14 protein-coding genes and 2 pseudogenes are annotated in these 15146 nt (G+C 42.5%); 14 read left to right on the top strand and 2 right to left on the bottom strand.

The genetic code is table 11. The annotated features are described in order from the left end of the window. Positions 1-30: 30 nt before the first annotated feature. From rpoC to ACLV7H_RS08675, 9 genes are all read left to right on the top strand, one after another. The gene (gene rpoC / locus ACLV7H_RS08715) at positions 31-3696 is read left to right on the top strand and encodes a DNA-directed RNA polymerase subunit beta' (protein WP_411866948.1); all 3666 of its coding nucleotides are present in this window, start codon (positions 31-33) and stop codon (positions 3694-3696) included. A 108-nt stretch (positions 3697-3804) separates the two neighbouring features. Further along, positions 3805-4224 (top strand): nucleoside-diphosphate kinase, encoded by a 420-nt coding sequence (ndk, locus tag ACLV7H_RS08710; RefSeq protein ID WP_411867081.1) that lies wholly within the window; start codon positions 3805-3807, stop codon positions 4222-4224. Between the two features lie 134 nt (positions 4225-4358). After that, entirely contained in the window at positions 4359-4982 is a 624-nt protein-coding gene (locus tag ACLV7H_RS08705; protein ID WP_045593016.1) for a hypothetical protein, read from the top strand. A gap of 83 nt (positions 4983-5065) precedes the next feature. Then, positions 5066-5509 (top strand): tRNA (adenosine(37)-N6)-threonylcarbamoyltransferase complex ATPase subunit type 1 TsaE, encoded by a 444-nt coding sequence (gene tsaE, locus ACLV7H_RS08700; RefSeq protein WP_411866947.1) that lies wholly within the window; start codon positions 5066-5068, stop codon positions 5507-5509. Continuing rightward, positions 5499-6020, top strand: a complete 522-nt coding sequence (locus ACLV7H_RS08695; protein ID WP_411866946.1) for an N-acetyltransferase family protein — start codon at positions 5499-5501, stop codon at positions 6018-6020. The genes tsaE and ACLV7H_RS08695 overlap by 11 nt, the downstream gene beginning before the upstream one ends. A gap of 4 nt (positions 6021-6024) precedes the next feature. Beyond that, positions 6025-7065, top strand: a complete 1041-nt coding sequence (brpA, locus tag ACLV7H_RS08690; RefSeq protein WP_411866945.1) for a biofilm formation/cell division transcriptional regulator BrpA — start codon at positions 6025-6027, stop codon at positions 7063-7065. 72 nt (positions 7066-7137) lie between these two features. Then, entirely contained in the window at positions 7138-8394 is a 1257-nt protein-coding gene (locus tag ACLV7H_RS08685; RefSeq protein WP_411866944.1) for a competence/damage-inducible protein A, read from the top strand. Between the two features lie 54 nt (positions 8395-8448). After that, a complete protein-coding gene (gene recA, locus ACLV7H_RS08680; RefSeq protein ID WP_411866943.1) occupies positions 8449-9600 on the top strand; it encodes a recombinase RecA in 1152 nt (383 codons plus the stop codon). A 169-nt stretch (positions 9601-9769) separates the two neighbouring features. Then, positions 9770-9964 (top strand): PspC domain-containing protein, encoded by a 195-nt coding sequence (locus ACLV7H_RS08675; protein ID WP_000415531.1) that lies wholly within the window; start codon positions 9770-9772, stop codon positions 9962-9964. A 132-nt stretch (positions 9965-10096) separates the two neighbouring features. Here the strand turns inward: ACLV7H_RS08675 and ACLV7H_RS08670 are convergent, their stop codons facing one another. Further along, positions 10097-10651, bottom strand: coding sequence for a GNAT family N-acetyltransferase (locus tag ACLV7H_RS08670; protein WP_000060281.1), 555 nt, complete (start codon positions 10649-10651; stop codon positions 10097-10099). A gap of 109 nt (positions 10652-10760) precedes the next feature. Here ACLV7H_RS08670 and ACLV7H_RS08665 point away from each other — a divergent pair, with 109 nt between their 5' ends. After that, entirely contained in the window at positions 10761-12125 is a 1365-nt protein-coding gene (locus tag ACLV7H_RS08665; protein WP_411866942.1) for an MATE family efflux transporter, read from the top strand. A 102-nt stretch (positions 12126-12227) separates the two neighbouring features. Continuing rightward, a complete protein-coding gene (locus ACLV7H_RS08660; RefSeq protein WP_045593032.1) occupies positions 12228-12944 on the top strand; it encodes a YebC/PmpR family DNA-binding transcriptional regulator in 717 nt (238 codons plus the stop codon). A 48-nt stretch (positions 12945-12992) separates the two neighbouring features. On the opposite strand, the gene ACLV7H_RS08655 is transcribed toward ACLV7H_RS08660, so the two are convergent. Beyond that, entirely contained in the window at positions 12993-13697 is a 705-nt protein-coding gene (locus ACLV7H_RS08655) for a CD20-like domain-containing protein (RefSeq protein ID WP_411866941.1), read from the bottom strand. Between the two features lie 172 nt (positions 13698-13869). On the opposite strand from ACLV7H_RS08655, the gene ACLV7H_RS08650 reads away from it, so the two are divergent. From ACLV7H_RS08650 to ACLV7H_RS08640, 3 genes and pseudogenes are all read left to right on the top strand, one after another. Further along, a complete protein-coding gene (locus ACLV7H_RS08650) occupies positions 13870-14331 on the top strand; it encodes a MarR family winged helix-turn-helix transcriptional regulator (RefSeq protein ID WP_084945089.1) in 462 nt (153 codons plus the stop codon). Beyond that, positions 14315-14674 (top strand): annotated as a pseudogene (locus ACLV7H_RS08645) (ABC transporter ATP-binding protein); the annotation flags it as partial. The gene ACLV7H_RS08650 and the pseudogene ACLV7H_RS08645, both read left to right, overlap by 17 nt. 14 nt (positions 14675-14688) lie before the next feature. After that, a pseudogene (locus tag ACLV7H_RS08640) lies at positions 14689-14952 on the top strand (single-stranded DNA-binding protein); the annotation flags it as partial. Positions 14953-15146 lie beyond the last annotated feature (194 nt).

Below are 15146 nucleotides of genomic sequence, written 5' to 3'. Positions count from 1 at the left end.
AGTTCACTTAAAATAGAAAGGGAAGAAATAGTGGTTGATGTAAATCGTTTTAAAAGTATGCAAATCACCCTAGCTTCTCCAAGCAAAGTCCGTTCATGGTCTTATGGAGAAGTCAAAAAACCTGAAACAATCAATTACCGTACCTTGAAACCAGAACGTGAAGGACTCTTTGACGAAGTCATCTTTGGTCCTACAAAAGACTGGGAATGTGCTTGTGGTAAGTACAAACGCATTCGTTACAGAGGGATTGTTTGTGACCGCTGTGGGGTTGAAGTAACGCGTACAAAAGTTCGTCGTGAGCGCATGGGGCACATCGAGTTGAAAGCTCCTGTATCTCACATCTGGTATTTCAAGGGGATTCCAAGTCGTATGGGCTTGACCCTTGATATGAGCCCTCGTGCCCTCGAGGAAGTGATCTACTTTGCGGCTTATGTGGTGATTGATCCGAAGAATACACCACTTGAGCACAAGTCAATCATGACAGAGCGTGAATACCGTGAACGCTTGCGTGAGTATGGTTATGGATCATTCGTTGCCAAGATGGGTGCCGAAGCCATCCAAGACCTCTTGAAACAAGTAGATCTTGAAAAAGAAATTGCTGAACTCAAAGAAGAGTTGAAAACAGCTACTGGACAAAAACGTGTCAAAGCTATCCGTCGTTTGGATGTTTTGGATGCCTTTTACAAGTCTGGAAACAAACCTGAATGGATGATTCTCAACATCCTTCCAGTTATTCCACCAGATCTTCGTCCAATGTTGCAGTTGGATGGTGGTCGTTTTGCTTCATCTGACTTGAACGACCTTTACCGTCGTGTTATCAATCGTAACAACCGTTTAGCTCGTTTGCTTGAGTTGAATGCACCAGGTATCATCGTTCAAAATGAGAAGCGTATGCTTCAAGAAGCGGTTGACGCTTTGATTGACAATGGTCGTCGTGGTCGCCCGATCACAGGACCAGGTAGCCGTCCACTCAAATCATTGAGCCACATGCTTAAAGGTAAACAAGGACGCTTCCGTCAAAACTTGCTCGGTAAACGTGTTGACTTCTCAGGACGTTCCGTTATCGCCGTTGGTCCAACTCTTAAGATGTACCAATGTGGTGTGCCGCGTGAAATGGCAATCGAGCTCTTTAAACCATTCGTCATGCGTGAAATCGTTGCCCGTGACATCGTGCAAAACGTGAAAGCAGCGAAACGCTTGGTGGAACGTGGAGATGAACGTATCTGGGATATCCTCGAAGAAGTGATTAAAGAACATCCAGTGCTTTTGAACCGCGCACCGACCCTTCACCGTTTGGGTATCCAAGCCTTCGAACCAGTCTTGATTGACGGTAAGGCCCTTCGCTTGCACCCACTTGTCTGTGAAGCCTACAACGCCGACTTTGACGGGGATCAAATGGCCATTCACGTACCGCTTTCAGAAGAAGCCCAAGCGGAAGCTCGTATCCTCATGCTAGCTGCTGAACACATCTTGAACCCGAAAGATGGTAAACCAGTTGTTACTCCATCTCAGGACATGGTTTTGGGTAACTACTACTTGACCATGGAAGAAGCTGGTCGTGAAGGTGAAGGAATGGTCTTCAAAGACCGTGACGAAGCTGTTATGGCTTACCGTAATGGTTATGTTCACCTCCACTCACGTGTTGGTATTGCAACAGACAGCCTCAACAAACCATGGACTGAAGAGCAAAAACACAAGGTCTTGCTGACAACTGTTGGTAAAATCCTCTTCAACGACATCATGCCAGAGGGTCTGCCTTACTTGCAAGAACCAACCAATACTAACTTAACAGAAGGTGTTCCAGCTAAGTACTTCTTGCCACTGGGTGGAGATGTCAAGGAAACTATTCGCAATCTTGAGCTCAACCCTCCATTCAAGAAGAAAAACCTTGGGAATATCATCGCTGAAATTTTCAAACGTTTCCGTACGACAGAAACTTCTGCCCTACTTGACCGCATGAAGAACCTCGGTTACCACCACTCAACTCTTGCAGGTTTGACAGTGGGTATTGCCGATATCCCGGTCGTTGAAGACAAGGCTGAAATCATCGAAGAATCACACCAACGTGTAGAACAAATCACCAAACAATTCCGTCGTGGTATGATCACAGACGATGAGCGCTACAATGCAGTTACCGCTGAATGGCGTGCGGCTCGTGAAAAATTGGAGAAACGTTTGGTTGCCAACCAAGATCCTAAGAACCCAATCGTTATGATGATGGACTCTGGAGCCCGTGGTAACATCTCAAACTTCTCACAGCTTGCCGGTATGCGTGGTCTGATGGCTGCTCCGAACGGGCGTATCATGGAATTGCCAATCCTTTCAAACTTCCGCGAAGGTTTGTCAGTACTCGAAATGTTCTTCTCAACTCACGGTGCCCGTAAGGGTATGACCGATACGGCCCTTAAGACAGCCGACTCGGGTTATTTGACTCGTCGTTTGGTTGACGTTGCCCAAGACGTTATCATCCGTGAGGACGACTGTGGAACAGACCGTGGTCTCTTGATCCGCTCTATCGCAGAAGGAAAAGAGATGATCGAGTCACTCGAAGAACGTCTCAATGGTCGTTACACTAAGAAAACTGTTAAACATCCAGAAACTGGTGCAGTTATCATTGGGCCAAATGAGTTGATTACAGAAGACAAGGCGCGTGAAATTGTCAATGCTGGTGTGGAAGAAGTCACTATTCGTTCTGTATTTACATGTAACACTCGTCATGGTGTCTGCCGTCACTGTTACGGTATCAACTTGGCGACTGGTGATGCGGTTGAAGTTGGTGAAGCAGTTGGTACAATCGCTGCCCAATCTATCGGGGAACCTGGTACACAGCTTACAATGCGTACCTTCCACACGGGTGGGGTTGCCTCAAATACCGATATCACTCAGGGTCTTCCTCGTGTCCAAGAAATCTTTGAAGCCCGCAATCCGAAAGGGGAAGCGGTTATCACTGAAGTCAAGGGTGAGGTTACAGCCATCGAAGAAGATGCATCAACTCGTACCAAGAAAGTCTTTGTTAAGGGTGAAACTGGCGAAGGAGAATATGTCGTTCCATTTACAGCACGTATGCGTGTTGAAGTTGGAGACCAAGTTTCTCGTGGTGCAGCATTGACAGAGGGTTCTATCCAACCAAAACATCTCCTTGCTGTTCGTGATGTCTTGTCAGTTGAAACTTACCTTCTCGGTGAAGTCCAAAAAGTTTACCGTAGCCAAGGGGTAGAAATCGGTGACAAACACATCGAGGTTATGGTTCGTCAAATGATCCGTAAAGTCCGTGTCATGGATCCAGGTGATACAGATCTTCTCATGGGTACCCTTTTAGACATCAACGATTTTACAGATGCGAACAAAGATGTCCTTATCGCCGGTGGAGTCCCAGCGACAGGTCGCCCAGTCCTTATGGGAATCACCAAAGCCTCGCTTGAGACAAACAGTTTCTTGTCAGCGGCTTCCTTCCAGGAAACAACTCGTGTCCTTACAGATGCAGCCATCCGTGGTAAGAAAGACCATCTCCTTGGACTTAAGGAAAATGTTATCATCGGTAAGATCATCCCAGCAGGTACTGGTATGGCTCGCTACCGTAACCTTGAACCACAGGCAATCAATGACGCAGAATATCTGGCTCCTGAACAAGAAGAGGCAGAACTTACTCCTGTAGAGGAAGTTGTGGAAATCCAAGTTGAAGAAACAGTAGAATAAAAGCAAACAAGAGAACCTTTGAGTTCTCTTTGTTTTTTCAGAAAATTTTCCCACTTTTTCATCAAATATGGTAGAATAGAAGAACTAAAATGCCAAGTAGGTGTCCATATAGAACAAACATTCTTTATCATTAAGCCAGATGGTGTGAAAAGAGGGCTGGTTGGCAAAATTCTGCAAAAAATGGAACAACGAGGTTTCAAACTCGAAAAATTAGAGTTACGTTCAGCATTATTAGAAGCTTTTATTGATCAACACTATCAAGTCTTGGTTGAAAAAAGTTTTTATCCTGCTATCCGTCAGTTTATGACTTCAGGACCAGTAGTGGTGGGCATTCTATCAAGTCCGAAAGTGATTGAAACTTGGCGGATCATGATGGGGGCTACTCGTCCAGAAGAAGCTCTGCCAGGAACTGTCCGAGGAGATTTCGCCAAGGCTGCAGGAGACAATCAAGCCATTCAAAACGTAGTTCACGGCTCCGATTCGGAAGCTTCTGCAAAACGTGAAATTGCTCTCTGGTTTAAGGATTAGACTGGTAAAAGAACAGTTCTGTGCACAGCAGAGCTGTTTTTTGGTCAGTTGAGCACAAAAAAAGGACACTTGAGGCGGTAACAATCATTTCAAATTCCTCACAAGGTATAATCCCATATAGGGAGGGAAAAGAAATGGTAAAATCAATTCGCCTATTGTTACTGATTGCAGTCATCCAGATTAGTTTTAGTAGTTGTCTATTGTGGAAAGAATCCTTTTTATCTTTAAAACAGACCAATGCTTATTTTTTGATTTTTATAGTAGGAATTTCTGTTTTGTGTGCTGGGGTAAATTATTTCCATACAGCAGACCAGTCCAGGCACAGTATTTTGCATGTTCAAAAGAAAGTGGGTCTTATTTATGGCCTCCTTTTGGTAGTCAATCTTCTGGCAACCTGCCTGGTTCTCTCAGAAAGCATCCAAACCACTAGCAAATTGCAGCAGGAATTGGTTGACCTCTTTTTACCCTCCTTCTTTTTCTTGCTAGGAGTAGACCTATTGATTTTCTTACCTTTTGATAAAATTTTTCGCGATATAGAAAATCACCTAAATAAAAAGAAAACAGTCGTCATTTCCGTTCTAGCTACGATGGTTTTCTTGAGGAATCCCTTAGTGATTTCCTCGATCCTCCTTTATATCAGTGTCGGTTTTCTATGCGCACGTTTCCTTTTTCCAAAATGTATCCAAAGAGAAATCTCCTTTTACGGCCACCTGATTCGGGATATCCTGTTTGTTTTTTCAATAGTTGTATTCTTTTAAGTGGAGGAGAATTTTTCAAAATTATTATAGTAAGTCTATAAAGAAAATTCACATAAAAGAAAACTTTTTGGTATAATAGTAGCATGCACACAAAAAATGAAAAAGAGCTTCTAGCTCTCGGTGAAAGATTAGGTCATTTGCTTCAAAAAGACGATGTTCTGATCTTGACTGGAGAGTTGGGGGCGGGTAAAACAACCTTTACAAAAGGTCTTGCCAAGGCCTTGGATATCCGTCAGATGATTAAAAGTCCAACCTATACCATTGTCAGAGAGTACGAAGGGCGTTTGCCACTTTACCACTTGGATGTCTACCGTATCGAAGGTGATGCTGATTCTATTGACTTGGATGAGTTTCTCTTTGGTGGTGGTGTGACTGTTATTGAGTGGGGGCATCTTTTGGGTGAAGATTTACCAGATTCTTACTTGGAGTTGGAAATTTTGAAAGAAGCTGAGGGTCGTTTTCTTCATTTTACGGCTCATGGCTCTCGGGCTGAACAACTCATCAAGGAGTTTCAAGATGGAGTATGAGTTGTGTATTCGTGAGGCAGTGATTTCAGATGCTACAGCCTTAATTGTATTTTTAGATTGTGTCGGTCAAGAGACAGATTTTACTAGCTTGGATGAAAATGGCATTATGATGACAGCTTCTGAAATGGCTCTTTTTATCGAAAAACAAGCTGCTTCAGAGAATCAAATTACTCTCCTCGCCTTACTGAATGATGAGATTGCAGGAGTCTTAAATATCACAGCGGACCAACATTTAAGGGTTCGGCATATTGGAGATGTTTTTTTGGTGATTCAAAAGAAATTTTGGAACCAAGGTTTGGCTACCATACTTCTAGAAGAAGGCATCGAGTGGGCTAAAATCAGTGGTGTCTTGCGCCGTTTGCAACTTAGTGTACAAAAACGAAACGATGCTGCTATCCACCTCTATTCAAAAATGGGATTTATCACAGAAGGCTTACAAGAAAGAGGAGCCTATTTAGCAGAAGGGATATTTTTAGATGTTTGTCTTATGGGCAAGCTGATAAATGAATAACAAGATGATTAAAAAATTAATTGGAATGGTGCTAGGCTTCCTAGCAGTAACAGTTGTAGGTGTAGCGGTTTATGGCTATACCATCTACCAACAGGGAACAGAAACCCTAAGTAAAAAGACTTACAAAAAAATCGGGGAAGAAACTAACGTTATCGAAGCGACGGAGCCTCTGACCATCCTCTTGATGGGGGTAGATACGGGAAACGTGGAACGTACAGACCCGTGGGCGGGAAATAGTGATTCCATGATTCTCCTGACTGTTAATCCCAAAACAAAGAAAACCACTATGATGAGTTTGGAACGGGATATTTTGACCAAGATTGAGACTGGAAATGGCCAAGTTCAGGAAGCCAAACTCAATGCGGCCTATGCTAATGGTGGTGCGGAACTTGCAATTTCTACTATTCAAAAGATGATGAATATCCATATTGACCGCTATGTGATGGTTAACATGCAGGGGCTTCAACAATTGGTGGATGCGGTTGGTGGGATCACCGTCAACAATACACTTGGTTTCCCAATTTCGATTGCTGACCAAGAAGAGTTTAATAAGATCTCCATCGGTGTTGGAGAACAAACCTTGAATGGTGAGGAAGCGTTGGTTTATTCACGGATGCGTTACCAAGACCCTGAAGGAGACTATGGTCGTCAAAAACGTCAACGGGAAGTCATTCAAAAAATCGTTGAGAAAGTTTTGAGCCTAAACAGTGTGAGCCACTATCAAGGCATCCTCAAAGCATTGAGCAACAATATGCAGACCAACGTAGATCTTTCAGCCAAGAGTATTCCACAATTGCTCGGCTATCAAGATTCTTTCAAGAATATCGAAACGCATCAATTGCGTGGGGAAGATGCTGAGCTACAGGGAATTTCTTATCAGATTGTCACTTCAGAACATATGCTCGAGATGCAAAATCTCTTGCGTCGTTCACTAGGTAAAGAGTCAGTGACAGAATTGGAAACCAATGCGGTACTGTACGAAACAGCCTTTGGTCGGACAGCGCCTTCAACCAGTACTAACGCTTCAAACGAAGAAGCAGAATAAGAAAAGAATCAAATCGTGGGAAATTTCCTGCGATTTTTTCAAAAAAATTCGAATAGATAAGTAGGAGGAAACATGAAAGCAGAAATTATTGCTGTCGGAACAGAAATTTTAACAGGGCAGATTGTCAATACCAATGCTCAGTTTTTATCAGAGAAACTAGCCGAAATCGGGGTAGACGTCTACTTCCAAACAGCTGTTGGGGATAATGAAGCTCGTCTTTTGTCCTTGCTTGAGATTGCGAGTCAACGTAGCAATCTTGTGATTTTGACAGGAGGCTTGGGACCAACTGAGGATGATTTGACCAAACAAACTCTGGCAAAATTTTTAGGAAAAGATCTAGTGTTTGACCCTCAAGCGCAAGAGAAGCTAGATATCTTCTTTGCTCATAGACCTGACTATACTCGGACACCGAATAATGAGCGCCAAGCCCAAATTATAGAAGGGGCAACTCCACTGCCAAATGAGACAGGTTTAGCAGTAGGAGGGGTGTCGGAAGTAGATGGCGTGACCTACGTAGTCCTTCCAGGACCGCCAAGTGAGTTGAAACCCATGGTCTTAAATCAACTTTTACCCAAGTTAATGACTGGTAGCAAGTTATACTCACGAGTGCTTCGTTTCTTTGGGATTGGTGAGAGTCAGTTGGTGACCATTTTGGCGGATTTGATTGACCATCAAACAGATCCGACCTTGGCGCCTTATGCCAAGACAGGAGAAGTGACCTTGCGCTTGTCCACAAAAGCAGTCAGTCAAGAAAAGGCTGATCGAGTGCTGGATATCCTAGAAAATCAAATCTTGGATCGTCAGACTTTTGAGGGAATTTCTCTGCGAGACATCTGTTATGGATATGGGGAAGAAACCAGCCTAGCAAGTGTCGTTGTAGAAGAGCTAAAGAAGAGACAGAAAAGCATTACTGCGGCAGAAAGCTTGACGGCAGGTCTCTTTCAGGCTACTTTAGCAGACTTTTCAGGTGTTTCAGCTATCTTTAATGGCGGTTTTGTTACTTACAGCCTAGAAGAAAAGTCTAAGATGCTGGATATTTCCGAGCAAGAGCTGAAAGAGTACGGAGTCGTTTCTGAGTTTACGGCTCGAAAAATGGCAGAGCAGGCACGACTCAAGACTCAGTCTGACTACGGAGTCAGTTTAACGGGTGTGGCAGGACCAGATAGCCTGGAGGAGCATCCAGCTGGCACAGTTTTTATTGGACTGGCACATGCAAAAGGGACAGAGGTTATCAAGGCTAATATTGCCGGACGGAGTCGTGCAGATGTTCGTCACATCGCGGTTATGCATGCCTTTAACCTAGTTCGCAAGGCTTTATTAAGTGACTAAATTTTGGTATAATGAAAGATAGGTCTAAGGACCAGTAGAATATAGGAGAACAAAATGGCGAAAAAACCAACAAAAAAATTAGATGAAATTGGGAAAAAATTTGGGGCTGATCGTGAAAAAGCATTGAACGATGCTCTTAAATTGATTGAGAAAGACTTTGGTAAAGGCTCAATCATGCGTTTGGGTGAGCGCGCGGAGCAAAAAGTTCAAGTGATGAGCTCAGGCTCATTGGCTCTGGACATTGCTCTTGGTTCAGGTGGTTATCCTAAGGGACGTATCATCGAAATTTATGGACCAGAATCATCTGGTAAGACAACGGTTGCCCTTCACGCGGTTGCGCAAGCGCAGAAGGAAGGAGGTATCGCTGCCTTTATCGATGCGGAGCATGCCCTTGATCCAGCCTACGCTGCAGCCCTTGGTGTGAACATCGACGAGCTGCTCTTGTCACAACCAGACTCAGGAGAGCAAGGTCTTGAAATTGCAGGGAAATTGATTGACTCAGGTGCAGTTGACCTTGTCGTTATCGACTCAGTTGCGGCCCTTGTACCTCGTGCAGAAATCGATGGGGACATTGGAGACAGCCATGTTGGTTTGCAAGCTCGTATGATGAGCCAAGCCATGCGTAAACTTGGTGCTTCTATCAATAAAACTAAAACAATTGCCATCTTTATCAATCAATTGCGTGAAAAAGTTGGGGTCATGTTTGGAAATCCAGAAACAACTCCTGGTGGACGTGCTCTGAAATTCTACGCTTCAGTCCGTTTGGATGTTCGTGGAAGCACACAAATCAAAGGAACTGGTGACCAAAAAGATACCAATGTCGGTAAGGAGACCAAGATCAAGGTCGTGAAAAACAAGGTGGCTCCACCCTTTAAGGAAGCCTTTGTTGAAATCATGTACGGAGAAGGAATTTCTAAGACTGGTGAGCTCTTGAAGATCGCAAGTGATCTCGATATTATCCAAAAAGCAGGAGCATGGTACTCTTACAAGGGTGAAAAAATCGGACAAGGATCTGAAAATGCTAAGAAATACTTGGCGGATCACCCAGAGATTTTTGATGCTATTGATCATCAAGTTCGTGTTCAATATGGCTTGATTGAAGATGAAGAAGGGTCAACTCCTACCTCTGTCGCAGAAGATTTAGCACCTAACCAAGAAGTAACGCTTGACCTAGGTGACGGACTTGAAATCGAAATTGAAGATTAAAAATAAAAGCGGAGAAGTCCTTCTCTACTTTTTATGTTTAATTATTAAGTCTCCATAAGCCTTAAAAGCGTAATAAAAGAGTATTTAATCAAAAAAATTAAAAAAACTGTTGCAATTTTTTTAATTTGATGATAAAATTAAAACATTCTATAAAAAGGAGACTACTATAATGGAAAAACGCCTTGTTCGTAATGTACAAGATAAAAAGATTGCTGGTGTTTGTGCTGGTGTCGCTGACTACTTTAACATGGACCACACACTTGTTCGTGCACTTTGGATTATCTTCACCCTACTTGGTGGTTCTGGAATCTTAGCTTATGCTGTTCTCTACTTCCTTCTTCCAGAAGGCAATGCAGAAGCTTAAGCCATAGAAAGAATAAAAAGTTTATTCTGATCAGTTGAAAATAAAAAACGCATGTAATCGTAGATTGCCTGCGTTTTTATATGTAGCTTCTATCGAAAAAGAGAGCTTCTTCACCAGATGGATAAGTCTTGTTTAATGGTCACTAAAACGACGATACTCTATATGAAAGTCAAAATAATGTTCATTCTGTAACTTTTGGAAGATGTCGCGATAGGCCTCTTCGTCAAAATGGTCGCCACGGTAAAGAATTTCAAAACTCAAACCATCGTACTCTAGAAAAGCGTTGGCTGATTTAAAGCCATTTTGGCGATAGAAGTCCATGCGGGCCTTTCTCTGCTCCAAGTTATCGCATTCTTCATCCAATCGCTCGACTTCCAATAACATGGTTCGCTGGTAAAAATCGGTCAGCTTTTCGATGATTTCTTTTCCATATCCGTGGCTTCTCAGGTGGGGCATGATGGCAAAAAAACTGATATAGAAGGCCTTTGGATTGGAAATAGAGAAAGCAAAGCCGACAAACTCTTCCTGGTTATAAAAGGCAAAGAAGTGGGCATCATCTCGGTCCTGATAGCGCAAGAACTCAGACAGAGGGACTCGTTCTTCTTCAGGGAAAGCTTCCTTGTTTAGCTTTTCAACCTTATCCAAATCGGGAAATACATCGGTAATTAATTGACTGGTCAAACTCATAAATGACCTCCTTTTCTTGATTATAGCAAATTGTCTCTCTGTAAGCAATTGATTGCAAACTCAGTGACAGAGCCTTGTCGCTCCTTTAGAAAGCTGATATAATAGCTTTATGAATAAGAAACGATCCGTGGACTTGATACATGGTCCCATTCTTCCTGCGATGTTAAGCTTTGCCTTTCCAATCTTGCTGTCAAATATTTTCCAACAGCTTTATAATACAGCTGACGTCTTGATTGTTGGGCGTTTTCTTGGTCAAGATTCCTTGGCAGCAGTAGGGGCGACAACTGCCATTTTTGACTTGATTATAGGCTTTACGCTTGGTGTTGGCAATGGGATGGGGATTGTCATTGCCCGCTATTATGGGGCTCGTAACTTCACTAAAATTAAAGAAGCAGTAGCAGCAACTTGGATTTTAGGATGGCTTCTCAGTATTTTGGTCATGCTGATGGGATTTGTCGGTCTGTATCCACTCTTGCAATACCTGGATACCCCTGTAGAAATCCTTCCCCAATCCTATCAATATATTTCTATGATTGTGACTTGTGTAGGCGTCAGTTTCGCTTATAATCTCTTTGCGGGATTGTTGCGGTCCATTGGAGACAGTCTCGCAGCTCTTGGCTTCCTGATTTTTTCTGCTTTGGTTAATGTGATCCTGGATTTGTATTTTATTACGCAACTGCATCTGGGAGTTCAATCTGCGGGGCTTGCTACCATCATTTCACAAGGGTTATCAGCGGTTCTCTGTTTTTATTATATCCGTAAGAGTGTTCCAGAGCTTCTTCCGGGTCTCAAACATTTCAAATGGAATAAGGCTCTCTATGTGGATTTCTTGGAGCAGGGACTAGCCATGGGTCTGATGGGGTCAATCGTCTCTATCGGGAGTGTCATTTTGCAATCCTCTGTCAATAGTTTTGGTGCAGTCATTATCAGTGCTCAAACAGCAGCACGGCGAATCATGGCCTTTGCCTTATTACCAATGACAGCTATTTCAGCATCGATGACGACTTTTATCTCTCAAAACTTTGGTGCAAAACGTCCCGAACGTATTGTCCAAGGTCTTCGTTTAGGGAGCTATTTGAGTATGTCTTGGGCAGCCCTTGCCTGTATTTTCCTATTTTTTGCCAGTCCTAGCCTAGTTCCTTTCCTAGCAAGTTCGACAGACAGCTACTTGGTAGAAAACGGGAGCTTGTACTTACGTATCAGTTCTATATTTTATCCATTTTTAAGTCTTTTATTGATTTATAGAAATAGCTTGCAGGGACTAGGCCAAAAACTTTTGCCCCTCGTATCTAGCTTTATCGAGTTGTTTGGGAAAATTATTTTCGTAGCTTGGATTATTCCTTGGACAGGATATACAGGTGTTATTCTCTGTGAACCGCTACTCTGGATTGTGATGACTATCCAACTTTTCTTCTCTCTTTTCCGTCACCCCTTGATAAAAGAAGGTAAGGAAATCTTGGCAGCTAAAGGATAATCCTAGCTGGATTTAAGAAAGAAAATCCATTTCCTCTAGTGAAAATCGAAAAAACTTGTGTTATAATAAGAAAGATTAAAATGTGAAAAAAGGAGATTCCTAATGGGACGTAAATGGGCCAATATCGTAGCTAAGAAAACGGCTAAAGATGGAGCTAACTCTAAAGTATATGCAAAATTTGGTGTAGAAATCTATGTAGCAGCTAAAAAAGGTGATCCGGATCCAGAATCAAACTCAGCTTTGAAATTCGTTATCGACCGTGCTAAACAAGCCCAAGTGCCGAAACACGTTATCGATAAAGCGATTGATAAAGCAAAAGGAAACACAGACGAGACCTTTACAGAAGGTCGTTACGAAGGCTTTGGACCAAATGGTTCTATGCTGATCGTTGATACCTTGACTTCAAACGTCAACCGTACCGCAGCCAATGTTCGTGCAGCTTTTGGTAAAAACGGTGGAAACATGGGTGCTTCAGGTTCGGTTTCATACCTCTTTGACAATAAGGGTGTTATTGTATTTGCAGGTGAAGATGCGGACGCAGTCTTTGAGCAATTGCTCGAAGCAGATGTTGATGTGGACGATGTAGAAGCAGAAGAAGGAACAATCACTGTTTACACAGCTCCAACAGACCTTCACAAGGCTATTGTTGCTCTTCGTGAGTCAGGTATCCAAGAATTCCAAGTGACAGAATTGGAAATGATTCCTCAGTCAGAAGTGGAATTGTCAGGGGATGACCTTGAAAACTTTGAAAAACTTTACAGCGTTCTTGAGGACGACGAAGACGTACAAAAGATCTACACAAACGTAGATGGATTCTAATAGAAAAACGAACAGTTTACTAGCTGTTCGTTTTTTTGATATTTGAAATTAGACTCTGGTTTCAGAATCGTTTTGTTGTTTGCTTTTTTCTAGACCTAGACCGACTGCATGTTTTTGGACGAGCAAGAGCTGTCCATTGTCCTGTTTTGCAAAAGTTAAGGTAACGGTCTTGATCTTGTCACCAATAGAGATATAGGTGATTTTTCTCGTATCGTACCCTCCGATAGTGGAGTCAAACTCGGAGTCTGGTAGTCCGTGTTTTTTAATAATATCCTTGTAGTTGGTACCACCTTTTCCTTTGTTGTCAAGGTCGCCTTCGATTAAGGCGTCGAACTGTTCTTGGGTCCAGGAGAAGTTATCGTCTTCTTCCTCCTCAGGGATGGAATAAGCGCTATCATCTGTCAAGTCGCTTTCTTCTTCGCGTTCCATTGAGGAGCTTGCCTCTCTATAGGAACGGTTAAACTCCCTGGCAAAATCTTTGTAGATATTAGCGTAAAGTATCTGGGTCGTAAAGAAAAGTACAATAGAAGCAATTGACAGAGCTGTTCCAATAATGGCCATTGTTTTTTGTTTTTTGAGGTTGACGATAAGGCCGATAATCCCCAAGATAAATGCGACAATGGCGATGAAAAATGATAGATAGTTAATAAACGGGATCCAGGATCCTAAAAGTGCGATGGCTCCAAAAATAGTTGCTAAGATTCCTAAAACTCTTTGTTCTTCTGGTTTCATTTGAAAGTTTTCTCCCTTCATCGAGTGAATGGATTTCTATCCACAGTAGTTAGTGCTTATTATAGAAAAAATATTGCCTAATGTCAATTTAAACTAAGATAGTTCTCATGAAAACTTTTTTTCTTGACATCTTTTCTGAAAATGATAATATAGTTCTCATGGGAACTATATTTAATCGTGAGAAGGAGCAATTATGGACAAGCCGATGTTAATATTCAAACGTTTTGGACACCAGGTTCATCTGATGGTACAGAAAGAAGCCAAGCGTTGCGGTATTGAATTTATGGGGGGACCGCAAGGACAGGTCCTGCAGTTTTTAGATCGTCGTGAGCATGATCAAGAATTAACGCTTATCAAGGATATTGAGACAGAACTCAATATCACCAAGTCAGTTGCAAGCAACTTGGTCAAGCGTATGGTACAAAATGATTTAGTCGAGTTAGAGGCCAGTCCAAGTGATAAACGAGCAAAACTTGTTCGTTTGACCGATAAATCACGATCTCAGATGCAAGAAGTTAAGGCGCTTTTTGATCGGATTGCCAGTGGTCTACTGGAAGGAATTTCAAAGGAAAAGCTAGCCGTTTTTGAAGAAGTTCTCGGACAACTACAGGCTAATGTAGAAAGAATAGGAGGAGAGAATGAAGAAACTTGCTAAACGTATTACAGGAAAAGAGTGGGGGATGATCCTACTAGCCATTCTCTTCACCTGCTTTTCGGTTTATCTGGAGTTGGAAGTACCGACCTATATCTCGAAAATCACGAATTTGTTGGGAATTAAAGAAACTAATTTAGATGAGTTATGGCAACCAGTAGGTATGATGGTGGGAATGTCTTTTCTGGCCTTCTTGTCCGCAGTTGCAGTTGGATTTTTTACGTCCAGAGTGGCTGCTTCTTATACTAGTAGGCTAAGAAGTGATATTTTTAACCGAGTTTTAGACTACTCGCAGACAGAGATTAAGAAATTCTCTATTCCCAGTCTTTTAACTCGTACCACCAATCTCAGAGCGGTTAGCGTGAAGCGGATTTTGTAAATGTGGTTGTCTGGGACGCCTAGCTGAGACTTTAGCCAGCTATGCAAGTAAGGGCAGCTTGATTTCCCTGAATGGTGAGTTGCGGACTCGTCGCTACGAGAAGGAGGGGCGACTCATTATGTGACAGAGGTGCTCTGTCATAGCTTCCATCTCCTGGAAGTCGCGTCCAGCGTGCTCTGCGTGAAAATGACAGCGGAGGTGAATTGGCAGATTTAGTGTTGGAAGAAGAGGAACTTCCCTTTTAAGCAAGAAGCAAAGAGTGGGAAATGACCTAGCTCTAAAAAATCAGCATTCAGTTTTGTAAGATGCAAGATCTGTTTGACTGAATTCTATTTCTCTCAAGCTTTTAAAAGTTTAATTATGATTGCCGAGGTGGGACCAAGAATCAAAAATCAATGAATTTTTAGATTCTGTCTCGCTTTTTTTATGATAGTCATTT

This window comes from Streptococcus oralis (assembly GCF_965111685.1).
GTDB lineage: Bacteria > Bacillota > Bacilli > Lactobacillales > Streptococcaceae > Streptococcus > Streptococcus oralis_B.
The sequence above is the reverse complement of the archived record's forward strand: the minus strand, read 5'-3'. Positions and strand labels throughout refer to the sequence as shown.